This is a genomic window from Acinetobacter sp. AOR41_HL, assembly GCF_027854645.1.
Classification (GTDB): domain Bacteria; phylum Pseudomonadota; class Gammaproteobacteria; order Pseudomonadales; family Moraxellaceae; genus Acinetobacter; species Acinetobacter nosocomialis.
Genome location: NZ_JAKTHZ010000037.1, coordinates 62,474 through 85,916 on the forward strand (window position 1 = coordinate 62,474; position 23,443 = coordinate 85,916).

Annotated in this window: 24 protein-coding genes; 11 read left to right on the top strand and 13 right to left on the bottom strand. The window is 37.3% G+C overall.

All coding sequences use genetic code 11. From position 1 onward, the window contains the following. Positions 1-164 precede the first annotated feature (164 nt). On the top strand, positions 165-1,781 hold the full coding sequence (locus tag MKL35_RS14390; protein ID WP_004709366.1) for a purine-cytosine permease family protein: 1,617 nt from the start codon (positions 165-167) through the stop codon (positions 1,779-1,781). Positions 1,782-1,837: 56 nt separating this feature from the next. On the opposite strand, the gene MKL35_RS14395 is transcribed toward MKL35_RS14390, so the two are convergent. Beyond that, entirely contained in the window at positions 1,838-2,293 is a 456-nt protein-coding gene (locus tag MKL35_RS14395; RefSeq protein WP_004709367.1) for an Lrp/AsnC family transcriptional regulator, read from the bottom strand. A gap of 156 nt (positions 2,294-2,449) precedes the next feature. On the opposite strand from MKL35_RS14395, the gene MKL35_RS14400 reads away from it, so the two are divergent. Then, entirely contained in the window at positions 2,450-3,061 is a 612-nt protein-coding gene (locus MKL35_RS14400) for a LysE family translocator (RefSeq protein WP_002048382.1), read from the top strand. 71 nt (positions 3,062-3,132) lie between these two features. Here the strand turns inward: MKL35_RS14400 and MKL35_RS14405 are convergent, their stop codons facing one another. Continuing rightward, the gene (locus MKL35_RS14405; RefSeq protein WP_002048408.1) at positions 3,133-3,744 is read right to left on the bottom strand and encodes a LexA family protein; all 612 of its coding nucleotides are present in this window, start codon (positions 3,742-3,744) and stop codon (positions 3,133-3,135) included. Between the two features lie 282 nt (positions 3,745-4,026). On the opposite strand from MKL35_RS14405, the gene MKL35_RS14410 reads away from it, so the two are divergent. Further along, positions 4,027-4,263, top strand: a complete 237-nt coding sequence (locus MKL35_RS14410; RefSeq protein WP_004709372.1) for a hypothetical protein — start codon at positions 4,027-4,029, stop codon at positions 4,261-4,263. A 62-nt stretch (positions 4,264-4,325) separates the two neighbouring features. Here MKL35_RS14410 and MKL35_RS14415 read toward each other — a convergent pair whose 3' ends face one another. Then, entirely contained in the window at positions 4,326-5,360 is a 1,035-nt protein-coding gene (locus MKL35_RS14415; RefSeq protein ID WP_270913946.1) for a KGG domain-containing protein, read from the bottom strand. 485 nt (positions 5,361-5,845) lie between these two features. Here MKL35_RS14415 and MKL35_RS14420 point away from each other — a divergent pair, with 485 nt between their 5' ends. After that, complete coding sequence (locus tag MKL35_RS14420) at positions 5,846-6,247, top strand: DUF6367 family protein (protein WP_004887676.1); 402 nt, start codon at positions 5,846-5,848, stop codon at positions 6,245-6,247. 141 nt (positions 6,248-6,388) lie between these two features. Next, positions 6,389-7,267 carry an SDR family oxidoreductase gene (locus tag MKL35_RS14425; protein ID WP_004709384.1) on the top strand — a complete coding sequence of 293 codons (879 nt, stop codon included), beginning with the start codon at positions 6,389-6,391 and terminating at the stop codon, positions 7,265-7,267. Positions 7,268-7,323: 56 nt separating this feature from the next. Here the strand turns inward: MKL35_RS14425 and katE are convergent, their stop codons facing one another. Both katE and MKL35_RS14435 read right to left on the bottom strand, forming a co-directional pair. Further along, the gene (gene katE / locus MKL35_RS14430; RefSeq protein ID WP_081404483.1) at positions 7,324-9,468 is read right to left on the bottom strand and encodes a catalase HPII; all 2,145 of its coding nucleotides are present in this window, start codon (positions 9,466-9,468) and stop codon (positions 7,324-7,326) included. Positions 9,469-9,520: 52 nt separating this feature from the next. Beyond that, entirely contained in the window at positions 9,521-10,930 is a 1,410-nt protein-coding gene (locus MKL35_RS14435) for an iron-containing redox enzyme family protein (protein ID WP_032011844.1), read from the bottom strand. 315 nt (positions 10,931-11,245) lie between these two features. Between MKL35_RS14435 and MKL35_RS14440 the strand changes: the two genes are divergently transcribed. The 3 genes from MKL35_RS14440 to surA1 all read left to right on the top strand — a co-directional run bounded on the left by MKL35_RS14440 (position 11,246) and on the right by surA1 (position 12,645). After that, a complete protein-coding gene (locus tag MKL35_RS14440) occupies positions 11,246-11,725 on the top strand; it encodes a CinA family protein (protein ID WP_032011843.1) in 480 nt (159 codons plus the stop codon). Between the two features lie 275 nt (positions 11,726-12,000). Then, a complete protein-coding gene (locus tag MKL35_RS14445) occupies positions 12,001-12,222 on the top strand; it encodes a hypothetical protein (RefSeq protein ID WP_000108365.1) in 222 nt (73 codons plus the stop codon). Positions 12,223-12,327: 105 nt separating this feature from the next. Beyond that, entirely contained in the window at positions 12,328-12,645 is a 318-nt protein-coding gene (gene surA1 / locus MKL35_RS14450; RefSeq protein WP_002048358.1) for a surface antigen protein 1, read from the top strand. 69 nt (positions 12,646-12,714) lie between these two features. Here the strand turns inward: surA1 and MKL35_RS14455 are convergent, their stop codons facing one another. The 3 genes from MKL35_RS14455 to MKL35_RS14465 form a co-directional block, all read right to left on the bottom strand. Further along, positions 12,715-12,936 carry a hypothetical protein gene (locus MKL35_RS14455; protein ID WP_032011842.1) on the bottom strand — a complete coding sequence of 74 codons (222 nt, stop codon included), beginning with the start codon at positions 12,934-12,936 and terminating at the stop codon, positions 12,715-12,717. Between the two features lie 87 nt (positions 12,937-13,023). Beyond that, complete coding sequence (locus MKL35_RS14460) at positions 13,024-13,452, bottom strand: hypothetical protein (protein WP_119689473.1); 429 nt, start codon at positions 13,450-13,452, stop codon at positions 13,024-13,026. 270 nt (positions 13,453-13,722) lie between these two features. Beyond that, on the bottom strand, positions 13,723-13,866 hold the full coding sequence (locus MKL35_RS14465; protein WP_002048336.1) for a hypothetical protein: 144 nt from the start codon (positions 13,864-13,866) through the stop codon (positions 13,723-13,725). Positions 13,867-14,829: 963 nt separating this feature from the next. Here MKL35_RS14465 and MKL35_RS14470 point away from each other — a divergent pair. Next, the gene (locus MKL35_RS14470) at positions 14,830-15,120 is read left to right on the top strand and encodes a hypothetical protein (protein ID WP_004709395.1); all 291 of its coding nucleotides are present in this window, start codon (positions 14,830-14,832) and stop codon (positions 15,118-15,120) included. A gap of 1 nt (position 15,121) precedes the next feature. On the opposite strand, the gene MKL35_RS14475 is transcribed toward MKL35_RS14470, so the two are convergent. Further along, entirely contained in the window at positions 15,122-16,027 is a 906-nt protein-coding gene (locus MKL35_RS14475) for a LysR family transcriptional regulator (protein WP_032011841.1), read from the bottom strand. A gap of 111 nt (positions 16,028-16,138) precedes the next feature. Between MKL35_RS14475 and MKL35_RS14480 the strand changes: the two genes are divergently transcribed. Further along, positions 16,139-17,377 (top strand): SGNH/GDSL hydrolase family protein, encoded by a 1,239-nt coding sequence (locus tag MKL35_RS14480; protein ID WP_032011839.1) that lies wholly within the window; start codon positions 16,139-16,141, stop codon positions 17,375-17,377. A 45-nt stretch (positions 17,378-17,422) separates the two neighbouring features. Here the strand turns inward: MKL35_RS14480 and MKL35_RS14485 are convergent, their stop codons facing one another. From MKL35_RS14485 to MKL35_RS14500, 4 genes are all read right to left on the bottom strand, one after another. Beyond that, positions 17,423-18,706, bottom strand: coding sequence for a DcaP family trimeric outer membrane transporter (locus tag MKL35_RS14485; RefSeq protein WP_081404487.1), 1,284 nt, complete (start codon positions 18,704-18,706; stop codon positions 17,423-17,425). A 244-nt stretch (positions 18,707-18,950) separates the two neighbouring features. Continuing rightward, entirely contained in the window at positions 18,951-19,622 is a 672-nt protein-coding gene (locus MKL35_RS14490) for a class I SAM-dependent methyltransferase (RefSeq protein ID WP_032011836.1), read from the bottom strand. A 71-nt stretch (positions 19,623-19,693) separates the two neighbouring features. Next, positions 19,694-21,388 carry an AMP-binding protein gene (locus tag MKL35_RS14495; protein WP_046880021.1) on the bottom strand — a complete coding sequence of 565 codons (1,695 nt, stop codon included), beginning with the start codon at positions 21,386-21,388 and terminating at the stop codon, positions 19,694-19,696. A 110-nt stretch (positions 21,389-21,498) separates the two neighbouring features. Next, positions 21,499-22,116: a TetR/AcrR family transcriptional regulator gene (locus MKL35_RS14500; protein ID WP_000120687.1), complete on the bottom strand. Its 618-nt coding sequence runs from the start codon at positions 22,114-22,116 to the stop codon at positions 21,499-21,501. A 144-nt stretch (positions 22,117-22,260) separates the two neighbouring features. Between MKL35_RS14500 and MKL35_RS14505 the strand changes: the two genes are divergently transcribed. Further along, a complete protein-coding gene (locus MKL35_RS14505) occupies positions 22,261-23,433 on the top strand; it encodes an isovaleryl-CoA dehydrogenase (protein ID WP_001053639.1) in 1,173 nt (390 codons plus the stop codon). Positions 23,434-23,443: the final 10 nt, after the last annotated feature.

The following is a 23,443-nucleotide window of genomic DNA, read 5'->3' on the forward strand; positions in this document are numbered from 1 at the left end:
TCCTTATGCCAAAAGTCATTTATCATGGCGATTTTTTCTAATACGCACATATACGCAAAATAACGTATTTTCAATTTTTCCCAAAAATCACACACTCAAAACCATCAAAAAACAATGATCAATATTTGTGTTGATTGACCGAAAATGATTGGGAGACTGATGTTATGAGTGTATCTGAACATCCAAATCTGGACACTGTGCAAGGTACAGATTCACAAAAAGCAGTGAATGAAACCTTAGAAGATTATACTTTACGTTACGCTCCACACAGCTTTCGGCGCTGGAGTCCCAAAGTTGTCGCTATTACTGCACTTGGTGGTATTGCCTATCTTGCTGACTTTTCTATTGGCGCCAGTATTGGTATGTCTTATGGAACAACCAATGCTGTTTTCTCCATTTTATTTGCAGCAATTATTATCTTCTTAACCGGCATTCCTTTAGCCTACTACGCAGCTCGCTATAACATCGACCTTGACTTGATTACCCGCGGCGCAGGTTTTGGTTATATCGGCTCAGTCCTGACCAGTATCATTTTCGCCAGTTTCACCTTTATTTTCTTTGCCCTTGAAGGTTCAATCATGGCGCAAGGGTTATTACTCGGTTTAGGCATTCCGCTATGGGCTGGTTATCTCATCTCAACCATTATGGTCATTCCACTCGTCATTTACGGTATGAAAGCTTTAAGTAAATTACAAGTCTGGACTACCCCACTTTGGCTCGTTCTAATGATTGGTCCTGTGGCCTATCTGATTTACCAAGAACCTACCTTGGTTAGCCAGTTTGCAACGTTTACAGGTCATGAAGGTTTTGCTCCTGTAGATATGGCAGCGATTATGCTTGGTGCGGGTATATGTTTATCTTTAATCATGCAAATTGGTGAACAAATTGACTACCTACGCTTCATGCCTGCAAAAACAAAAGAAAATAGCAAAGCATGGTGGGCAGCGGTTATTTCAGCAGGTCCGGGTTGGGTGATTTTAGGGGCAATCAAACAAATTATTGGAGCATTTTTAGGTTTTTATTTACTTACTAAAATACCGGGCGTAAACAGCACTGAACCTGTTCAACAGTTTAATGCAGCGTTTCATGACATGCTTCCGGGTTGGGCAGCTTTAACACTTGCAGTGATTTTAGTGGTTATTTCTCAAATTAAAATTAATGTGACCAATGCTTACTCTGGTTCCCTTGCATGGACAAGTGCCTACACTCGTATTAGCAAACATTATCCGGGGCGTATTGTCTTTGTGATCGTAAACTTGGCAATTGCGCTTGCTTTGATGGAAGGCAACATGTTTGCGGTACTAGGTAAAATCTTAGGATTCTATTCAAACTTTGCGATTGCTTGGGTTGTGGTGGTTGCAACAGATATTTCGATCAACAAATATGTTTTAAAACTTTCACCAAAAGAACCGGAATACCGCCGTGACATGCTCTACAACGTAAATCCTGTTGGTATGGTTGCGTTCCTTGTATCAGCAGGCTTATCAATTGCAGCATTCTTCGGCTTACTGGGTAGTTTCCTAGCACCTTACTCTCCAATTATTGCGCTTGTGCTTGCCTTTGTATTAACACCAATCATGGGCCTACTAACCAAAGGAAAATACTACATCAAGTCACACGATGACGGCGTTAAAGAACCACGTTACGATGCTGAAGGTACACCAGTAGCAACTGTTTATCACTGCCGCGTATGTGAGCAAGGCTATGAGCGTCCAGATATTATGTTCTCTCACAAACATAACGGTACGATCTGTTCTTTGTGTAAAACACTCGATGCTTAACTCCCTTACCAATTAAAAAAAGAAGCTTTAAAGCTTCTTTTTTTACATCTGATGATTTAGCCAATTGGAAATAAACGTTCAGGCACCACATCTTTCATCACAATGGTTGAGATGATCCGTTGCACACTTGGAATAGCAGATAGTTTTTCATCGTATAAACGCTGAAAAGCCGGTAAATCTTTAGCTACCACATGTAGCAAATAATCTGGCTCACCAAACAAACGCTGAGCTTGAATAATTTGTGGAATCTCAATCACGGCATTTTCAAACTTCTCAACTGCCTGTTTATCACCCTCTTTAAGCGTAATAAAAACAATCGCTGAAAATTCAAAACCGACTAAATTCGGGTCGAGTTCTGCCCGATAGCCTTTGATAGCTCCCGACTCTTCTAAAGCCTTCACTCGTCTGTGACAAGGTGAAATGCTCAAACCAACTTTTTCTGCCAACTCAGTGATAGATAATCGGCCATTTAATTGCAATTCAGCAAGAATCTTTTTATCTGTGCGATCCATTTAGAAAAATTTACCCCAAATGCATATGATATGAGCAAACATTTAAAAGCACATTCTAAATACATGAGCATATTATTTTCAACAAGCTCGCATAAATAGGGATTTTTTCTAAACCACGAGCGAAACCTTTGGAAAATAGTTTGCCGAGATAAGCATATGGCTTTTAACATTTTTATTGCATTTTGGAGTGTCTCTATTCTTTTTATTATTACGCCAGGGGCAGACTGGGCCTATGCCATTTCGGCAGGTATTAAGGGTAAAGTCGTCGTACCCGCTGTTGCAGGTATGCTATTTGGGCACTTTATTACGATTTTATTGGTAGCGGCTGGTGTTGGTCTGCTTGTAGCAAATAACCCAACTGCTTTGATGATTCTTACTGTGGCGGGTTCTGCTTATTTGTTATGGATGGGAATAAACTTATTACTTACCCCTCCTACTCCAAATCAGTCTGGTTCTGAAAAGGCTCAGTCATGGTTGAGCTGGGCAACTAAAGGTGTTTATGTGAGCGGCTTAAATCCGAAAGTTTTTTTACTTTTTTTAGCGCTGCTTCCTCAATTTATTGACACCACTGCTTCATGGTCAGTAACAACTCAAATTCTTGCCTTTGGTGTTGTCCACATGATTAGCTGCGCGATAATTTACTTAATGGTGGGTTATGGTTCAGAGGCCATTTTGAAAACCAGACCACAAGCAGCTCAGTTAGTCGGCCGTTTTTCAGGTGGTTTGATGGTCGTTATCGCTACATGTTTATTGATTGGGCAAATTTAAAAGTCATTCAACGAAAAGTTACTGGCCTCCCTTTCAGGTCAGTAACATGAATAATAAAATATAAGAAAAATTTATCTCATACGTTTGAGGTTATACGTCACAACGCCCCAGATGACCAATTCCTGCCCATCTTCAATATAAATATTTTGATAATCAGGATTTTCTGCTTTTAGCCAGACTTTAGGTGGATGAAATTGAGTATCAATCATTAAGCGCTTAACAGTAAAATCATTGTCGATAAGTGCAATCACTATATCGCCCGATTTAGCTGGAATACTACGGTCCACAATAAGCGGATCATCAATATCAATTCCGGCATCTAACATGGACAACGAATTGGCTTTGACAATAAAGGTGGCATTTTCATTTCTAATTAAGTACTCATTTAAGTCGAGTGCTTGTTCAATATCATCTTGTGCTGGCGATGGAAAACCCGCAGCCACGCGTTCTGTCGCCAAAGGGATATGGTAAATTTTATCGTTGTTCGGATGCACCTGCTGTATTTTTAGTTTTGAGGTGAAATCTGTCTGGTTATCGGTTTTGACATTATTCAGTAACCAATTTTTGATAAAGTTGACTTGAGATTCTGGAACACGAATCACTTTGGTGGGTTCATTGAACTGTGCTTTACGGCCAGCGTTTTCTCGTGCACCGCCATGCTCGAATTCTTTCTTCTTTGGCATATCGCCTCCATTTCACCGTTCAAATCCTACACAAACAATGTAACTTGAAAAAGTTACATTTTCAAGTTGACGAAATATTTTTTTTGCATAACAATAAATTTCATGATCAGATTTTAATCCATTTTGCTTTTAACAGGGATGTTAAAACGGAAATGGTAATTTGAAGAGAATCAAAACCTATTGTTAAATAGTCCTTATTACTGACTGTTTTGATTTTTATCAATGAAATTCTGAACACTTAAATATGAGTTAGATTCAGTTTTTGGTATGGAGACATGCGAAATGAAAAATCAACGTGATGCAGTTTTAGGTTATGCGAATGAACAACATGCCTACTATATCCGTCTTATTGAAAATGATGCGGTATTAGGCGAAAGCTATGGAATTTTCTGTGAAAATCCGGAAAGTGAAGCAGCCGAAAGTATTATGACGACATTATTTTTAAAGAAATCTTTTTGGATAAACGGCTCAGAATTTACAGATATTGTAAAAGGCCTACACCCTCTTACTCATTCATAAGTTTAAAAATAATAAAAAATAAAGGAGGCATAATGCCTCCTTTATTCTCAAAAACTGGTTGCTTAAGACGTAAAGCGCCCATAAGCATCGCGTTTTTGATTACGAGAGTTTTGTCCACGGCCATCTGAACGACCACGGCGATCATCGTCGTCATCGTCATCATAACGGCTACGGCCACGACCTCGGCCACCTGAACGGCCACGATCATCATCTTCATCGTCGTCATCACGGCTGCGACCACGACCTCGGCCACTTGAACGGCCACGATCATCATCTTCATCGTCGTCATCACGGCTGCGACCACGACCTCGGCCACTTGAACGGCCACGATCATCATCTTCATCATCATCGTCACGACGGCTGCGACCACGGCCTCGGCCACCTGAACGGCCACGTTCATCATCTTCATCGTCGTCATCATAACGGCTGCGACCACGACCTCGGCCACTTGAACGACCGCGATCATCATCTTCGTCATCATCGTCACGACGACTGCGACCACGGCCTCGGCCACCTGAACGGCCACGATCATCGTCTTCATCGTCGTCATCATAACGGCTGCGACCACGACCTCGGCCACTTGAACGACCGCGATCATCATCTTCATCGTCGTCATCATAACGGCTACGACCACGGCCTCGGCCACTTGAGCGACCGCGATCATCATCTTCGTCATCGTCATCACGACTGCGACCACGGCCTCGGCCACTCGAACGACCACCGCGAACATCATCTTCGTCGTCATCATAACGACTGCGGCTACGGCCTCGGCCACCTGAACGACCGCGATCATCATCTTCGTCATCGTCATAACGGCTGCGACCGCGACCATTGCGATCGTCATTCTTATGACTTAAAGCACCAGCTTCACGAGCCTCTTCCGAGGTAAATTCATGTGCATTACCACTAGCGTGTGCAGCTCGACCAGCTTCACGAGCTTCTTCTGAAGTAAATTCATGTGCATTACCACTTGCATGCGCAGCACGCCCACCTTTACTGGCTATTTCTCTTACTCTTTCAGGATCCATACTTGCAAATCCACGATTTGAAGTACCTGAACTATTGTTATCGTGATCTTCATATCTAGTATTAGCCATAGTTATATCTTCCTATATTTAAATTATAGTAGCTACCGCTTTTGTTGAACGGATAAATTTAAGATAAGAGATTTAAAATATTTTTATACCTATGCTATGTTTCAACCTTTTTAAATGTATATAAATTAAAATACGCAAAAAACTCTAAGATGATTATTTAAATAAAGATTTTATCAATTAAAATATTTATAAAATATTCTATAGTTTTACTTTTTAAATACTGGCCATACTTATTATTACTCAATCCTACATAATAATATATTTTTACAAATGCCTTTAAAAGATCAATGTGAATAACATAAACTTTCACAATGTACAAATCAATAATAAACAAAAACATCTTAACAATTGAAGAAACAAATAAAAAATACAATTAAAATTATTTAAAAACAATAACATAATCAATTACTTTTTCAGAAAAAATTTACTTGAGTGAGCAAAATCAAGATTTAAAATTAAAATATAATATTTATGAGAGATGAATCATGCAATTACCTCAAACTCAGTCATCGCTACAATACATTCATATTTCTGTACCTGAAATTTTACTTAGCAATATACAAATTAAAAATATTTGGCAAGATTATAACCAAGAATGGAGCTATAGATTAGATCCACCTCATGCAAGCCATCCTTTCCAAAGAGATTTACATATTATTAAATCAAAAAACATTGAGAAAGAAGATATAAAAGAACCATTTGATAATTTAGTAGCTAAAAATAAACCAGAATTAAAATCTATAGTAGAAGCAGAAACCGTAATAAAAGAAATTTTAGATTTATCGGATTATATACCTATAGAAAATTGGTTAGAGGATACAGGTAATCGATCAATTATTGAAAGTATGATTGATAAAAACAAGGTTAAATTATTGGATATTATTTAATAAAAATTTAGGTGTTATATTTTTTTACATCCTTATATATAAAATAACAAAGACAACTTTTTAAAAAAGACTATTTACTTATATTCACGTGCAGATTAATCACTATAAAGGGACTGAAATTTAAATAGAGGTAGTCTAGACATGGAAAATACAACAAATGAGTATCCATCAGCAGTTCCAGCACAAGTTCAACCTCATCAGCCAGGCGATCAGGAGAAGATGCATCCTGAACCAGAAATCATTAAAGCATCTCATAAAGGTAGTGAGAAACTAAAAGGCAAAGTTGCCGTCATTAGCGGTGGCGATAGCGGTATTGGCCGTTCGGTTGCCGTATTGTTTGCCCGTGAAGGCGCCGATATTGCGGTACTGTATCTTGAAGAGGATCAAGATGCTGAAATCACAAAACAACTTGTTGAAAAGGAAGGACAGCACTGTCTTCTATTAAAAGGTGACATTTCCGATGCAGACCTTGCAAAACAAAATATTGATAAGGTTTTACAGCATTTTGGAAAAATTAATATTTTAGTAAATAATGCTGGAGTTCAATATCAGCAAAAAGAAATTGAAAGTATCAGTAATGAACAATTAGAAAAAACATTTAAAACAAATATTTTTGCCATGTTTTATTTAACCAAAGAAGCGATTCCTTATATGGAAGAAGGTGATAGTATTATAAACACCACCAGCATTACCAGTTATCAAGGTCATGATGAGCTCATCGATTATGCGAGTACTAAAGGTGCGATTACCTCTTTTACTCGTAGCTTGTCGAACAACTTAATGAAACAGAAAAAAGGTATTCGCGTAAATGGTGTGGCACCAGGGCCAATTTGGACTCCTCTCATTCCAAGCAGTTTCGATGCAGAAACGGTTGAGAAATTTGGTAAAGATACCCCAATGGGTCGCATGGGTCAGCCAAGTGAAGTCGCCCCTGCTTACCTTTTTCTTGCCTCAGATGATGCAAGTTATATTACGGGTCAGGTAATTCATGTAAATGGCGGTCAAATTGTTAATGGCTAAGCGCTAACGTCATTTAGAAAAAGCCCTGAAAGCTTCAACTTTCAGGGCTTTTTTATTTAAGCCGGTACGTGTGCGGCTATTTGTTCTCGTGACCAAACACGATGAGCTTTAATCAGATTTTTAAATTTTTCTGCAATATGCTGGAACTCATCCTCAACCAAAGTTCCTTCATCTGCAACTAAACCGAGTGGTTCAAGCAAATCAGATTTATTGCCTAAAAATGCAATTGGTTTTAAATGCTTATAAGCTTCTAGTACATAATGGCGCGCTACACCATCTTGCATCACTGCATTTAAATTATCGCCATCTGGAACAATTACAGCATCATAAGCAATTGAAGGTTCAGCCATTTGCATACCATCAGCTACAATAATATTGTCTTTATGGTCTTTTACTGGAGCCAAGCTCGGCGCTAATAAATGAACAACTACACCTTCTTTAATTGCCCAATTTTTAATTGCTTCAAGTGTATCTAACTTCACAAGATTATGAATAAGCACAGCGACTTTTCTACCTTGAATGTCTTCAGGAGGGAAAGCTAAAAAAGACAACTTGGCAGATTTTTCAATTGCTGTTTTCTTATAATCTAAGGTTAAATCCGGCACTTCAATACCTAAATTCGCACCGACTTGACGTGCCAGATCGAGGTCGATATTTGCCAAAATTTGTTGAACTTGGCGCTCACGAATATGTTTTCTTTGAACTTTACTTAACTCAAAAGTATAGGCATCGACCACATGTTTTTGCTCATGCGGCGCAAGGCTTTTGTAATAAAGTCGAGGCTGTGAGAAATAATCAGAGAATGTCTCACTTCTTTGACGAAGTTTATGTCCACTAATTTTTTCAGGATAACTTTCAAAACCACCATTTGATGCTGCGGGCGGTGTCTCAACTGGCCAATTTCCATCGATCGAGTTTGGTTGATATGAAGCTTGACCTTTGTGAATGGTATGTTGATGAATGCCATCACGTTGATTGTTATGGAATGGACACACAGGTTTGTTAATCGGAATTTGGTGGAAGTTTGGTCCACCTAAACGGCTTAACTGGGTATCTGTATATGAAAATAGACGCGCTTGTAAAAGTGGGTCATCTGTAAAATCAATACCAGGCACTACATGACCCGGACAGAAAGCCACCTGCTCTGTTTCAGCAAAGAAGTTATCTACATTTCTGTTTAAAACAAATCGACCAATTGGCGTAACAGGGACTAATTCTTCAGGAATAATTTTTGTTGGATCAAGCAAATCGAAGTCAAAGTTCATTTCATCTTCTTCTTCGACAATCTGCACGCCCAGTTCCCATTCTGGATAAAAACCTTGCTCAATCGCTTCATAAAGATCACGACGGTGGAAATCTGGGTCTTTACCAGCAAGTTTTTGAGCTTCGTCCCATACCAGCGCACTTAAACCTTGTTTTGGTGTCCAGTGAAATTTCACAAAGTGTGATTTACCTTCGGCATTAATTAGACGGAAGGTATGCACACCAAACCCTTGGATCGAACGTAAATTACGTGGAATCGCACGGTCTGACATTGCCCAAATTACCGCATGTGCAGATTCAGGTACTAAAGACACAAAATCCCAGAAAGTATCGTGTGCAGTTGCACCAGTCGGGATTTCGGTATCTGGTTCTGGTTTTACTGCATGGACAAAGTCCGGAAACTTAATACCGTCTTGGACAAAAAACACTGGGGCGTTATTACCAACTAAGTCGAAATTACCTTCTTGGGTATAAAACTTAATTGCAAAACCGCGAATATCACGGACAGTGTCGGCTGAACCACGCGGCCCTTGCACTGTTGAAAAGCGTACAAAAATTGGAGTTTGAATGGTTGGGTCTGTTAAGAACCCAGCTTTGGTCAAACGTTCATTTCCTTCATAAGCCTGAAAATAACCATGCGCCCCTACACCACGAGCATGCACAATACGCTCAGGTATACGCTCATGGTCAAAGTGGGTGATTTTTTCTCTTAAGATAAAATCTTCCAACAAGGTCGAACCACGAATACCCGCTCTTAAGCTATTTTGGTTATCAGCTATTTTAACACCTTGATTTGTGGTTAATGCCTCGTTAGTTGCATCATCTCTTACTGTGTCTAACTGTTCAGTTTTCTGGGTAGTATTGGCTTTATTTGCTGCATCGGCGCCAGCCATTTCACTTGTTTTATTAGTTAATTTAGTTTTGTCGTTCATGTCCATTACCTATGTTTTGAAAGTTAAACTTGGGTTGAAGTTGAAAACGTTTATCAAACTAGTTTTTAAACGTCCCTAAATAAGGAAAAAGAAGTTCTACGTATTTACGAGTACTCCAAAGACCAATACTTTTATGATGAGAATCAGGGGCTAGAAACGGAGTAAGTTTGCATATTTTTATTGCAAGATCGCTTGATTGCAGCACGCGCTCTTGCAGTGCATCAAGCTCACCATCAGAGATATAGCTAAACAAATAATCTTGAATACGCTGGCTATTCTTTAGTTCTCTGCTGTACGCCAAGAAGTTAGAAGAATGATCACTACCAGCGATCCAGTCATGAATAATTTGACGCTCTACAGGGTTAAATACCCCAAACATTTTTCCATTTTCTTCATTAATCATCCGCCAGAACACGCTCTGTTCAGGGTCGGTATTAAACTTAATCCATTTCTGTTCAGTTAAATGATTGATCAATCCTGCAATATCATCGGGGTTTGATAACCATTGATTAATAGTTTTGCAGCCAAACTGTCTGGTTTCGTTATGAATTAACTGACCGACAAGTGCTTTTCTTTTCAAAATTTTATGAACAAAGTCTTCAAGACTTAAATTCTTTATAATATTTGAAGAAGATTCACCACGGTTATTCAAGGCAAAACCTTGTTTTAACTTGATAAAGAAGAGCTCTTTATCCCTATATTTATTGTAAATATCTTCAATAACCTTAATTGCTTTATAAGCATGGCCATTGTCAATATTGTCGATAGTAATGTGTAAATTAAAGTATTTAGAATCGATACCTAATTCAGCAAGCTCATAATTTGAAATTAAAAGATGCAGAGGAAGCTGCTCATAACCTAAATTAAAACCAACAATTTCTGGAATAAACTCAGGCGGTGCATACCCTAGTGCAAGCTGTACTACGGCTTGATGGTAATAATCATCTTCTAAAAGCAGGTCGAAACTGTCGAGTCCAAGACTACGTAAAAGATCATCATAGATACACACATGATTCGCTTTCGGTTCACCTAATCCAAGCTCTTCCAGATAAGTAATAATAAGTTCATGAAAGACAGGATCATTCCAGTAATGTACAGAGCTATATAGCCAAGCACCATCTACTTTTTTGGTCGGAGATACCTTTATTAAAAACTCAAACGCCTGAGCAACATTCTGAAAATACTCTCTACCATGACCATCTTGTCTACGATTTAAATATGCCTGAAATTCCTGACAATTTTTTTTATTATCGTTTTCACACCATTCTTTAATCGAATCGATACTTGAAGGAAAATCTATTTCCGTCATCTCTAGTTTATCTATTTCTTTAATAAGAAAATCTCTTGCCTTTTTCTCTTTTTCAAAACTTGAAACATCAGGGTCAAGAAAAAAAACAAACAATTCATAATAATTTTGTTGATTATCTTGTAATAAGTCTAATAATCTTTTTTTCACTACAACAGGCATTTTCATTCTCCGTTTGTGAGATATCAATTACCATACGTCACCCTAACTATAATCAAGTTTTAACTTTGTTATTTTGCGTTATTAAAAACTAAGATCAAACATAAAAATTAAAATATTTCAATAACATAGTTACTAACGCAAAATTACATTTAAACTTTTAGAATTATTTAAGCTGCTGTTTTTATATAAAATTTGCAAAACTTAATCTAAACTTACATTAGTTTCACCATCAAAATTATAAACATTAAAAAAATAACAAAGCAAATAGTTATATATTTTTATAACATTTTAAAAACAATTTAAGGGAGAATTAAAATGTTTAATTCATGTTGTAAATTATTAGCTAAGGAAAAAATTAAAATTGCTTTTTTTGAAAGTGCTTCTGCCGGCTATCTGGCTTACCGCTTTTCTTTGAGCCCTTATTCGGGGGATATATTGATTGGAAGCCTTGTGAGTTATGATCTTCGTGTCAAAGAAAATACCCTACATATTTCAGAAGAACTTATTGAAAAATATACAGCAGAATCAATGCAAGTAACTGTTGAAATGATTAATAAAGGTAAAGAACTTTTACACGCCGACCTATATGTTGCATGTACGGGTCTACTCAAAAAAGGGGGTTCCGAAACACAAGAAAAACCAGTAGGAACGTTCTTTTATTCAATATATTATCAAAATAATTTTTATAATTTTAGGCGTGTATTAAAAGGACCAGCTTTTTTAAAGCTTAGAAAGTTGACTTACTACATTACTCAAGATATAAAATTTATTATATTAGATAAAAAAACACCTTAACCTATATAAAAGATAACAAATATACATTTAGACATATTTATTATCTTTTTTAAATGTTGTGTACTGAAATGTAATTTATTAAACATTCATATTAATAATGTTTATTCTAAAAAATTACTTATATTAAAAATCAGCAATTTATTCAAATTTTAAATTTACAGTTAAATATAGGGTAACACCCCTACCCTACACATTTAAAATCTACATGTTTTAATAAACCTATCTGAAGCTCTCAGATAAAACACATCGTCATAATTGATATGAGGTATTAAAAAATGAGCACTACTAATAATCAAGCAAATCAACGTAATAATCAGCAGCAACAACAACAGCAAAATGACAACCGTAATCAACAGCAACACGGTAACCAACAGCAAAACGATCAACAGCAACAAAATAATCAGCAGCAACAGCAAAATGATAACCGCGGCCAACAACAAGGATCTAACCAAAAAGATTCTGGCCAACAAAACTCAAATAACAACCAACAACGCTAATCGTTTTTAGTTGTTCTTTGATGCGGTCAATCATTTAGGAAGGTGAAAGCACCTTCCTAAATCAAAATATAAACATAAAATTCAATAAAATATGAGGGAATTCTGATGACAGATCAAAATACAGATCATGCTCAACTGGTAGCTGGCGATCATAACTATTCTGACTCTCGCTGGCGTGAAAGCTATCTTACTCGTCCTTATTATCAAGAAGCGCAATTAACTACACCAGATCTAGATTATGATCGTGATTTTTCTGCAGCTTATGAACTTGGTCATCGGGCTCGTTCTGAATCTAAAGAAGGAACTCAGTTTGAAGATATGGAAGGTAGCTTAAAGCAAAAATGGGAAGAGCTAAAAGCCGAGTCCCGCCTTAAATGGGAACACGCTAAACAAGCGATTAAAGATGCATGGGATGATATGTAACATTCTCAACTGGTCCAAAGCTATAAGCTTATTTCCTATTGGCCCTGGGAAATAGGCTTTTTTATTGTTTTAAAAATATGGTGGCATATCAAAATTATGATTAAGGTACTGATTTGCTAAATTTGGATCATCAAAAACCTCTTTCTTAAATTGTACGCTCACGGTTGTAGTGAGTACATGGGTCGGCTTAATAGTCACCTCCACTACATATTTATTTTGCTCGTGCTTAGCTTTTACGCCATAAATTTCAGAATCATTAATGCAAGTTCCATCTGTAAAATATACAAACATACGTACTACCTTAAATATCACTAAACATAAAGGTCCTATCAAACATAAAGCCTGACTCAGTTAATCTGGTCAGGCTTTTCCTCAAAATCAACTTTGATTTTTTTTAAAATATTCAATTATTTCTTCCCCATTATTTACAGGCTTTTTCTGCGAGGGGTAAGTTTCTTCGTAGGCATAGGCGGGTAAAGTAATTTTAGCTCGAATTGGGGGTAATTTCTCTTGTCCACCCGTAGTAATCCGCTCAATAAAACCAGCAAGCCAGAGTACAAATTCTTGAGTATTCTTACTTTTAGGAATAAGACTTAAATCCAATTTAATTTTTGACTCTTGCAAGGGCTTAATAAGTATTTCGGCAAAATCAATATAATTATATAAAAGCTTTAACTTTGTCCCCTTTATTTCCTGTCTGAGTTCGATCATCAAGTTGTTAAGATCTTCCATTGGATCATCTGTAAAACCTTTTTTTTCTTTAACATTTTGATATGTTTTCTCAGCTATTTTTAAATATTGGGGCATATCCTTACCTTTATAGTTCATTATTACTAAAATGAATTTTGGATGAATATAAGTAAGCTATTGTGTTTGTTTTATTAACTTTTTGAAAAGATATATTCATTTTACAACAATTCAGTAACACTAAAAATCCCAGTCATTTAAACAACATAAATTATTGATTTATATTTTATTTTAAAATATTTGATTACTTGTTAAGTTATATTCTTTAGATAAAATAACGATAAAAAAAGCCCACTTATAAAGTAGGCTTTTTTAGTAAAAACTAATTTATTACGAGTTTTTATTCATATCATGAGAGGTCGCTGGATCACTTGCTCCATGCATGCCATCATTTTTTGAATTACGGTCTTGGCAAGCACTCATGCCCATAGCAATTGCCAGCACCATACTTACTGCACAAAATATTCTTACCATTTAAATCACCTTTATAAATATTAAAATGTAGGTTTATGAATAACATTATCTTATGTTGGCCTACCGCAGTGGTTCTCTTAACTTTTGTAGATTATGCAAGCTTTTGTAAAAACCCAAAAATATGATTAATAAAATTACATTTCTTGCAATTGAAATTTTGGTTATTTTTTGGCATGCAGTGTTTATACTACATCGTCTAGGTTATAAAAATCGAATTATTAAATAGTTTAGCCAAACGATACATCTAATTAACGACATTGACATACTATACAAATAAACAATTAATAAATATTTGATATATAAGATTAAAAAACAACTCCAAAGGTGAAATAAAAAACAGTTATATACACATTATATTTTTTAATTTTTCTATTTTCTAAATAAAAACAGGCAAATATTTATATCAAATTATATAAATCAATCTTTTATTTTTGCAATTGACCCACCCCAATGCTCAGCTTATGATGCTCGCGCTGACCAATTTTGTCAGTCGGTTTTAGCAGACCGTCTACCTAAGTGCACTAAAAAACACGTTTTTTGGTGTGATGCCCCTCGTGCCTTTGATGGAGGAACGAGAGTGGGACACCTTCGGGTGTGCTGGTTTCTTAGGTATCAGTCTGCTAACCCTCTTTCGTTTCGCCACCATAATGATTAGCAATGAGTGGGCATAACTTCTTTTAATCAAGGAGTCACTCATGACTATTATTCTATATTTTTTACGTACTTTTATTGATTTTACTTACATTCGGCATTTTTTATTTGTTCAAGCATTTTTAGAGATCGTACCCATTTCTCAAAAATAAAAACTTTCTATAGAGTTCAAAAATCGTTTACTTAAATCTTTTTTCTACCCTTTTTATATAAGTTAGGGTTAAAAGTTTTAAGTATTCAAATACCACATAAAGATTAGAACTTCTATCAACATCACTTAACGATAACAACAACCCATGCAGAGTAACAACAATGTTTTTTCTCTATCGTTTTGTTTTGGTGAGCCTTGTTACACTCAGTGTTTTAAATCTGATGGGCTGCAGACCCATGAGTAAAAATGAATTTAATACACGTTGTGTTGGGGCGGGACATGACCTTTCACAGTGTAATTGTATCTATAGCTCGTTAGAGCAGCACTATTCACCACAATTTGTAGAAAGCTTACCAAAAGTGAGCTTGCAGAATATTGATACTAAAATGAATTTTGTAGAAACAATGAATAAAACTATGCAACAGTGCCAATTTAGTGCAAGGAAACAATGAGTTACTGTATAGGAGCATGCTCTACCAAAAAATCTAAAAATGCGCGAACACGATTTGGAATATATTTATCATGACCAATCCAGACAGCATGGAATTCTTCACAAGCATGAATATTCCAGTCTTCAAGAATCTTGATGAGTTGCTTTTGCTGTATTGCTTTTTGAATTTGAAATTCATTCAGCTGAGCAATACCAACGCCTGCCAGTGCTAACTGTAAAATTGCTTCACCCTGATTTACTTTTAAAACTTTAGATGGCGTTAAGTTAATTTCCTGAGTTGCTTTTTTGAATAACCAGGTTTTGTTCTGGCGTTGATAACTTACATCTAAAAGCCGATGTGCATGTAGCTCATCCGGATGTTGGGGACAACCATACTTTTCAATATATGTAGGTGAACATACATAATATTTATGTGTACTCCCGAGTGAGCGAGCTACCAAATTGGAGCTTTTCAAAGGTCCTGTTCGAATCGCAACATCAATTCTTTGTTCAACTAAGTTAATTACTTCATCACTCAAATGAGCTTCTAATTCAATTTCAGGATAGCGTTGATTAAACAAACTAATGCAAGGCAATAAAAAGTGAGTCCAATATGAAAAGCTGGTATGGATTCTAATTCGCCCTTGCGGTTTATGGTGAGCAGTAACAGATTGTTCAAGTTCATCTAAATTATTGAGTATTTGAAGGCCTTGCTCATAAAACTGACACCCTTCACTGGTAAGCTGAAACTGACGTGTTGAACGGTTCAATAACCTGACACCAAGTCTTTTTTCTAAACGGGAAATTAACTTACTGACCGCAGACGGCGTCATATCACATGCTCGTGCTACGGCTGAAAAACTTCCAAGCTCGACTACACGTATAAAAATTGCCAACTCACCAGATCGATTAATATCAAAATAAGACATAACAAAATTTATTTATGAATTGTATTCACAAATCTTATTCCGCTTAGCTCGCTATAACAAGGCATCAATTTATTTCAAGATAACTTTAATTCGTTTTAAAGAGTTCACGAGATGAAACTTTCTCAAGCTACCCTATTTTCTCTGGTTTTATTTACGAGCGTTGCACAAGCAGAAGTACCAAAGAACCATTGGATTACCACTTGGGCTGCCAGCCCCCAAAAAGTCTGGAATAAAGATTTCGTTTTTCCGACACTCATTCCAGAGCAAATATCCAACCAAACAATTAGGCAGGTAAGCCAAATTAGTTTAGGTGGTGAAGCTGTTCGGCTTGTTTTTACCAATCAATATGGCGAGCAACCGCTTTATATTGATCAAACAACGATTGGTTTAGCGAACGCAGTAACTCCAAAATCTAAGAGTACCTATTCCGTTTATTTTTCTGGTCAACTTAAAGCAAAAATTTTACCTGGCAAACAACTGGTGAGTGATCCAATCAAGTTAGCTGTTCCCGATCATGCTCAATTGGTGGTGAATAGCTTTATTCAAAAGCCTACAACGTTTAAAACATTTCATTGGGATGCCAAACAAACCAGTTGGCTCATTAGTGGAAATCAGACAACAAATTTAAATGCGCCTACGAATGCAAAAACTACAACAGCACGATTATTACTGTCTGCAATCGAGGTAAAACCCAAACAGAAAGCTCAGGTGGTTGCTGTTATTGGAGACTCAATTACCGATGGAGCGACTGCAACCTTAGATGCGAATACGAGATGGACCGATTTTTTGGCTAAGCGTTTATCGCCACATCAAGTAGCGGTAATTAATAGCGGAATTTCAGGAAATCGATTGCTTACCGATGGTATGGGCGATAGTGTTTTAAAACGTTTAAACAATGAAATATTTCAATATACAGATGTTAAAACTTTAATCGTTTTAATTGGTATAAATGATATTTCATGGCCCGGCACAGCGTTTGCTCCTAAACAGCAAATACCTTCTTTTGAAGCCTTAACTAAAGGTTATCAACGTGTTGTAAATGAAGCTCACAAGCAAGGTATTCAGGTAATTGGTGCAACCTTACTTCCGTTTTCTGGTGCTTTACCCAATACCCCTTTAGATAATTACTATCAACCCAACAAAGATCAATTACGTCAGCGCATTAACCACTGGATAAGAACCAGCCATACATTTGATGGTGTACTTGATCTTGATGAAGGCTTAAAAGATCCAAAACATCCCAATCGATTAAATCCAATTTATGATTCTGGAGATCATTTACATCCTAATGATCGTGGTAATCAACACATGGCGGAATTGGTAGATTTAGATCAAATTACTAAAAATTAATGATTGCCCCATCAGGTGAGCCTTTCATCTGATGGGAATAGCTATTTAGAAATCATAACTTGCTATCATGTTGAAGCGGTTATCCACCCCGTTTCGACCATCGAAAGTTTCTCGTTCGCCATATACATATTCAACACCTAAGGTAATTGGCTTGTATGGGTTATACATCGTATTTGCCCAGCCCTGCCAAAGCTGTTTGTTTTGAGTCGTACTATTATGCTGTAATTCGGCAAAACGGTTATCGTCTTTAGCTTTCATATAGCCATAAGCTAAAGTCGAGCGAATTTTTGGCGTGAATTGATGAGTTACCCCCAAAGACACCGTATCAAATTCATTGCTATGCATGTTGTTCTGCTCATCTATTGCATAGCCACTGTTGCTCCATAACAAGAAACGTCCATCGCCTTTGACATGGTAATAATCGGCTTTAAGTAAAGTATCGGGGGTAATCTGATATTTACCGCCTAGGCCTACGCCCCAAGCCCACTCACTATCATTATTAGTTCTTTTTTCAGCGACAAAACTACGCCCCGAAAGCATCGAACCATTAGCAAATTTATGATTTAAACGCCCGACTAAAGCGGGTAAACGCATTTTATTATCTGGATCTGTTGCAGAAGTATATTTCGGGTCTTCAACTGAAACTGCAAAACTTGTATTTGCCGTTAAATTATCGCTATAGCGAACCATTGGCGATCTAAGTAAAGCACTGCCTACAAATGTTCCTGCATCGATTGTTTCTGGGTAATATTCAGGGGCAATGAATGTCGACCATGTTTGACCAATCAACCATTTATCAAAAGTTAAATAAGCATGACGTATACGGAACTGATCACGAGTAGCCGCCCCAAAAAAGTCCATTTCTAACTTTCCACCCACATCGCCAGCAGTTGTTGGTGTTTTAAAATTCAATCCAAAACGGGTCACATAAACCGTACTGTGCAATTGGTCCTTCTGGGCAGATTCTTCTGGCGTATGTTCAAGTGGAACCCCACTAATATTGTTATACATCGTAGATGCCCCCTTAATTTGATAAGAAGCATCTGCTCGTATATAACCATATAAGTTAAATTCTGTACCCGATTTAGTTAATACTTGTTGTATAGATTGTGGAGCTTGAGTAGCCACAGGAGCAACTTGTTCTACTTTTTCTGGGCTTAAAGATTTTTGAGTTTGTATATCTGCCTGTAGCATTGCCCGTAATTCGTTTACTTCTTGGCGAAGTTGTTCTATTTCAGGGTTTACTTGACCAGCAAAAGCAGAAGACATAAGTAGAGTCACAGAAACTGCCAACAAGTTTTTTTGAACCGTTGTATTTAAAACTTTCATCATGAAATTTTCCTTTAGACCTTTAAGTAGTTTTAAAAGTCTCGACATCCTTTTTGTTATGTACCTATCTAAAATAGATCCTTAAAAATTTGCCTTTCTTTCACAAGAAAGACCTTCCCTCATATTTTTTAGCCGTATCCTCCCTAACGCAGCAAAAGCAACTTTTTAATTTTTCATTTTTTTATATTCTCTTCCACATTGAGAATATTCAGTTTTAACCCCTTATTTATATTCCCCAATAGTATTATTTTTTTGCAATAAACCCCTGATAAGTCAAAATTTGCGTATAAGGCTGTACACTTCCAAAGCCCGTCTTTTCCAAAAGTTTTATATATCCTTCAGTCGTTAAACTAAAAAAGTCCTCCGCCATACGCTCCAACATTTTTTGACATTGCTCTTCTGTTAACCCTTGAGCCAAACACAAATAACGCAATGCTTGAAGCTGCTGTGGATTTACACAAGTCATGAGGTCATAAGTAAGTAAAGGCGCCTTTTCTTTTAAGCGATCATAAATATCCTTAAAGAAGGTTGGTTTTATGTCATCTGCAATAAAATGCGCCACAAGAATAGACAATCCAGCATCGAAACATGGTTCCAAAGGCAGTGCTGAAGTATCACCATGTACAAAAGTGACTTGGGTAGATTTACCTAAAATCTCCACCTGCTCCTGAGCTTTTTGCAGCATGGTTAAAGATGGATCGACTGCTGTAAATTTCCAGTTTGGATGTCTTTTAAGTAAATATTCGAGTTCATAACCCGTACCACAGCCCACAATTAAGACATGAGCATCTGGTGGCAACACCGACTGTAAAATGGCATCCACCTGTAGATGGATGACTTCATAACCCGGAATTAATTTACGAATATGCGCATCATATCCTTCAACTACTTTAGGGCTATTAAAGTCTTTTGCCATTTTGTTTTATCCCTTTTAAAACTGCTTCTCGGTTTATCATTTTCTGCACTTTGAACGAGCTTTTAACTTATTTAGTCAAAGACATTGCCCGTTAAATTAAGTTCAGCTCGCATAATTTCCTGCAATTTAAACTTTTGCGCTTTGCCAGAAGCAGTCATTGGAAACTCATTAAAGAATCGGACATAGCGCGGCACTTTGTTATGAGAAATATGCTCTTTGCAAAATTGGCGAATGCTGTCTTCATCGACTTGGTGATGCTCATGCAAAATAATACATGCACAAAGTTCTTCACCATACTTCGCATCTGGCAAGCCAATCACCTGTACATCGCTTACATCTGGATGGGTATATAAAAAGTCTTCAATCTCTTTTGGAAAAAGGTTTTCTCCTCCGCGAATCACGACATCTTTAATGCGGCCTTTAATTTTAATAAAACCGTCTTGATCCATCTCGGCAATATCACCCGTATGCATCCAACCAGCAGCATCTATCACTTCACGGGTCTTTTCTTCTTCACCCCAATAACCGGCCATCACTGAATAACCACGAACGCATAACTCACCCAATGTGCCTTGCGGAACAATTTGTCCTTCTAAATCGACAATTTTAATTTCAACATGCGGATGAACATGCCCAACTGTGCTTACCCGTTTATCGATTGAATCGTTTACCGAGCTTTGTACACTCACTGGCGAGGTTTCGGTCATGCCATAACAAATGGTAATTTCCGACATATGCATTCGGTCTATGACACGTTGCATAATTTCACGTGGACAAGGACTGCCTGCCATAATGCCTGTTCTTAAGCTCGACAGATCAAACTCATTAAACTGTTCATGCTCTAAAGTGGCAATAAACATGGTTGGTACGCCATAAGCTGCCGTACAACGTTCTTGATGAATCGCTTTTAAAGTTTCCAAAGGATTAAATACAGCCGATGGATAGACCATGGTTGCCCCATGCGTTACACACGCTAAATTCCCCATCACCATGCCAAAACAATGGAACAATGGCACAGAAATACAGACTTTATCTTGAGCAGTTAAACGGATGCCTTCACCGACAAAATAACCGTTATTTAAAATATTATGGTGGGTTAACATGGTCCCTTTCGGGTTACCTGTTGTACCTGAGGTAAATTGAATATTAATGGTTTCATCAAACTGGAGCTGTCTGGCTAATTGTTTTAATTGTTCTAGCTGTTCAGAAGTTGGTGTGGTGACTAAATCACTAAAACGATAAATACCCGTATGTTGTTGGTCATCAATTTTAATGACAAATTTTAAATGCGGCAGACGCTCTGAACTGAGCACTTTATCTGGGCTATTAGTTAATTCAGGGGCAATTTTTGTGAGTAATTCTTGGTAATCAGTTGTTTTGAATTGAGAAGCAATAATCAATCCTTTGCACGAGACTTTATTCAACACATATTCAAGTTCATGACTTTTATAAGCTGTATTCAGGTTAACTAAGATAATCCCTGCTTTAAAAGCCGCAAATTGGGTTACCGTCCATTCCACACAGTTAGGTGACCAAATCGCTAATCGATCTCCTTTTTTTAATCCCAATTTTAATAGGCTACACGCAAAAGCGTTTACTTCATCTTGTAAAGCTTTATAGGTTAATCGTCTGTTTTGATGAAAACTGACAATCGCTTCCTTTTCAGCATATTGCCGACAGGCCTGATCAAATTGTTCACCAATGGTCATACCCAATAAGGGTTGTGTACTTGGTCCCGAGGCGTAGCTTAACCGTTCTTGTTGCATTGAATCATTCTCCTTGATTCTTCTAATTCTCTTCTTACCTGATCTAATTGTTGTTACTGCAACTACTTTTCCAAACTACTTATTTTGTGTCGTTTTATCCTTTATATGCCCTATTTCTTTTGCACAGCATCTACACAAAAGTCAGCAATCTGTTTTGAAAAATAGTCTTTGTGCGCATGATCAAACTTTGTATTTTGAGCTGGGTCTAGGGGTTCAACCACCACATAAGTCATAGCACCGACTACACAAAGTGCTGCTGTGTTTAAATCATCCAAGACAAACTCACCACTTGCATTTCCATCCGCAAGTATTTTTTTAATACTTTGTTTAATCAATTGCTTCACACGAAAACGCTCATGTTCAACCGTTGAATCGACGGGTTCAAACATGAGTGAATACGCAAGCTGAGGACTATTCAGTGCCCGTTTTACAAAAGTTGCCACCGCCTTGTGTAATTTCTGCTTTGCCGATAAGTCACTTTCGGTAATCGAATCGATGACCAATAGCTCTGTATTAATGGCATCAGACAAAACTTCTATTAGCACTTGGCTTTTATTATCGAAGTAGCGATAAACCAGTCCACTAGATACACCTGCTTGCTCTGCAATTGTTTGTATTTGTGCGTCCTTAAATCCTCCTTCTGAAATTATTTTTCTAGCTGAATTCAAAATCGATTTACGATTTTGCTCCATCCGCTCTTGCATTAAAGATGATCGCTTATAGCTCATAATTTATTCTCTAACAAATAAAATGAATTGTAAATCATTTTATGAATCTGTATTCACTTTTTCAAAAAATCATTGTATGGTAATTATCAAATACCCACAAAATATTTTATGGACAACAAATATAACCAATAGGATGAAAATATCATGAACCTACGCAGCTTGAATTTCGGTCTAGATGAAACTTTAATTGCGCTTCAAGATTCGGTAGCCGCATTTTGTGCAAAGGAAATTGCACCAATTGCCCAACAAGTTGATCAAGACAACAAATTCCCTGCACATCTCTGGAAAAAATTCGGAGATATGGGCCTTTTAGGCATGACGGTTTCTGAAGAATATGGCGGTGCCAATATGGGTTATTTAGCTCATATTATTGCCATGCAAGAAATTTCCCGTGCTTCGGCAGCTATTGGCTTGTCATATGGTGCTCATTCTAATTTATGTGTAAACCAAATTAACCGTAACGGTAATGAGCAGCAAAAACAAAAGTATTTACCAAAATTAATTTCCGGTGAATATGTGGGTGCCCTTGCCATGTCTGAGCCAAATGCCGGCTCTGATGTGGTCAGCATGAAATTACGCGCCGAGCAAAAAGGTGATCACTTTGTTTTAAACGGTTCAAAAATGTGGATTACCAACGGCGGTGATGCAGATGTACTGGTCGTTTACGCTAAAACTGATCCACAAGCTGGCCCTAAAGGCATGACCGCATTCTTGATTGAAAAAGGTATGAAAGGCTTTAGTCACGGCAACCACTTAGATAAGCTCGGTATGCGTGGTTCTAATACTTACCCACTGTTCTTTGACAATGTAGAAGTTCCTGCTGAAAACGTACTAGGTGGTGTGGGTAACGGGGTTAAAGTACTCATGAGTGGCTTGGACTATGAACGAGCAGTTTTAAGTGCTGGACCTTTAGGCATTATGGATGCCTGCTTAGATGTGGTGATTCCTTACTTACATCAGCGTGAACAGTTTGGTCAGGCTTTAGGTGAATTCCAGCTTATGCAAGGCAAACTTGCCGATATGTATTCAACATGGTTGGCATGTAAAGCTCTCGTTTATGCTGTTGGTGCTGCCTGTGACAAAGCGGATCATGACCGCAGCTTACGCAAAGATGCCGCAAGTGCCATTTTATATGCTGCCGAAAAAGCAACATGGATGGCGGGTGAAGCAATTCAAACTTTAGGTGGCAACGGTTATATCAATGAATTCCCTGCTGGCCGTTTATGGCGCGATGCAAAACTTTATGAAATTGGTGCCGGAACTTCTGAAATTCGCCGCATGCTGATTGGCCGCGAACTTTTCAATGAAACCAAATAATAATTATAAA

Excerpts from the sequence above, each read along its gene's own strand:
- MKL35_RS14390 (WP_004709366.1), top strand. The coding sequence starts at position 165 with ATGAGTGTATCTGAACATCCAAATCTGGACACTGTGCAAGGTACAGAT.
- MKL35_RS14395 (WP_004709367.1), bottom strand. The coding sequence starts at position 2,293 with ATGGATCGCACAGATAAAAAGATTCTTGCTGAATTGCAATTAAATGGC.
- MKL35_RS14400 (WP_002048382.1), top strand. The coding sequence starts at position 2,450 with ATGGCTTTTAACATTTTTATTGCATTTTGGAGTGTCTCTATTCTTTTT.
- MKL35_RS14405 (WP_002048408.1), bottom strand. The coding sequence starts at position 3,744 with ATGCCAAAGAAGAAAGAATTCGAGCATGGCGGTGCACGAGAAAACGCT.
- MKL35_RS14410 (WP_004709372.1), top strand. The coding sequence starts at position 4,027 with ATGAAAAATCAACGTGATGCAGTTTTAGGTTATGCGAATGAACAACAT.
- MKL35_RS14415 (WP_270913946.1), bottom strand. The coding sequence starts at position 5,360 with ATGGCTAATACTAGATATGAAGATCACGATAACAATAGTTCAGGTACT.
- MKL35_RS14420 (WP_004887676.1), top strand. The coding sequence starts at position 5,846 with ATGCAATTACCTCAAACTCAGTCATCGCTACAATACATTCATATTTCT.
- MKL35_RS14425 (WP_004709384.1), top strand. The coding sequence starts at position 6,389 with ATGGAAAATACAACAAATGAGTATCCATCAGCAGTTCCAGCACAAGTT.
- katE (WP_081404483.1), bottom strand. The coding sequence starts at position 9,468 with ATGGACATGAACGACAAAACTAAATTAACTAATAAAACAAGTGAAATG.
- MKL35_RS14435 (WP_032011844.1), bottom strand. The coding sequence starts at position 10,930 with ATGCCTGTTGTAGTGAAAAAAAGATTATTAGACTTATTACAAGATAAT.
- MKL35_RS14440 (WP_032011843.1), top strand. The coding sequence starts at position 11,246 with ATGTTTAATTCATGTTGTAAATTATTAGCTAAGGAAAAAATTAAAATT.
- MKL35_RS14445 (WP_000108365.1), top strand. The coding sequence starts at position 12,001 with ATGAGCACTACTAATAATCAAGCAAATCAACGTAATAATCAGCAGCAA.
- surA1 (WP_002048358.1), top strand. The coding sequence starts at position 12,328 with ATGACAGATCAAAATACAGATCATGCTCAACTGGTAGCTGGCGATCAT.
- MKL35_RS14455 (WP_032011842.1), bottom strand. The coding sequence starts at position 12,936 with ATGTTTGTATATTTTACAGATGGAACTTGCATTAATGATTCTGAAATT.
- MKL35_RS14460 (WP_119689473.1), bottom strand. The coding sequence starts at position 13,452 with ATGCCCCAATATTTAAAAATAGCTGAGAAAACATATCAAAATGTTAAA.
- MKL35_RS14465 (WP_002048336.1), bottom strand. The coding sequence starts at position 13,866 with ATGGTAAGAATATTTTGTGCAGTAAGTATGGTGCTGGCAATTGCTATG.
- MKL35_RS14470 (WP_004709395.1), top strand. The coding sequence starts at position 14,830 with ATGTTTTTTCTCTATCGTTTTGTTTTGGTGAGCCTTGTTACACTCAGT.
- MKL35_RS14475 (WP_032011841.1), bottom strand. The coding sequence starts at position 16,027 with ATGTCTTATTTTGATATTAATCGATCTGGTGAGTTGGCAATTTTTATA.
- MKL35_RS14480 (WP_032011839.1), top strand. The coding sequence starts at position 16,139 with ATGAAACTTTCTCAAGCTACCCTATTTTCTCTGGTTTTATTTACGAGC.
- MKL35_RS14485 (WP_081404487.1), bottom strand. The coding sequence starts at position 18,706 with ATGAAAGTTTTAAATACAACGGTTCAAAAAAACTTGTTGGCAGTTTCT.
- MKL35_RS14490 (WP_032011836.1), bottom strand. The coding sequence starts at position 19,622 with ATGGCAAAAGACTTTAATAGCCCTAAAGTAGTTGAAGGATATGATGCG.
- MKL35_RS14495 (WP_046880021.1), bottom strand. The coding sequence starts at position 21,388 with ATGCAACAAGAACGGTTAAGCTACGCCTCGGGACCAAGTACACAACCC.
- MKL35_RS14500 (WP_000120687.1), bottom strand. The coding sequence starts at position 22,116 with ATGAGCTATAAGCGATCATCTTTAATGCAAGAGCGGATGGAGCAAAAT.
- MKL35_RS14505 (WP_001053639.1), top strand. The coding sequence starts at position 22,261 with ATGAACCTACGCAGCTTGAATTTCGGTCTAGATGAAACTTTAATTGCG.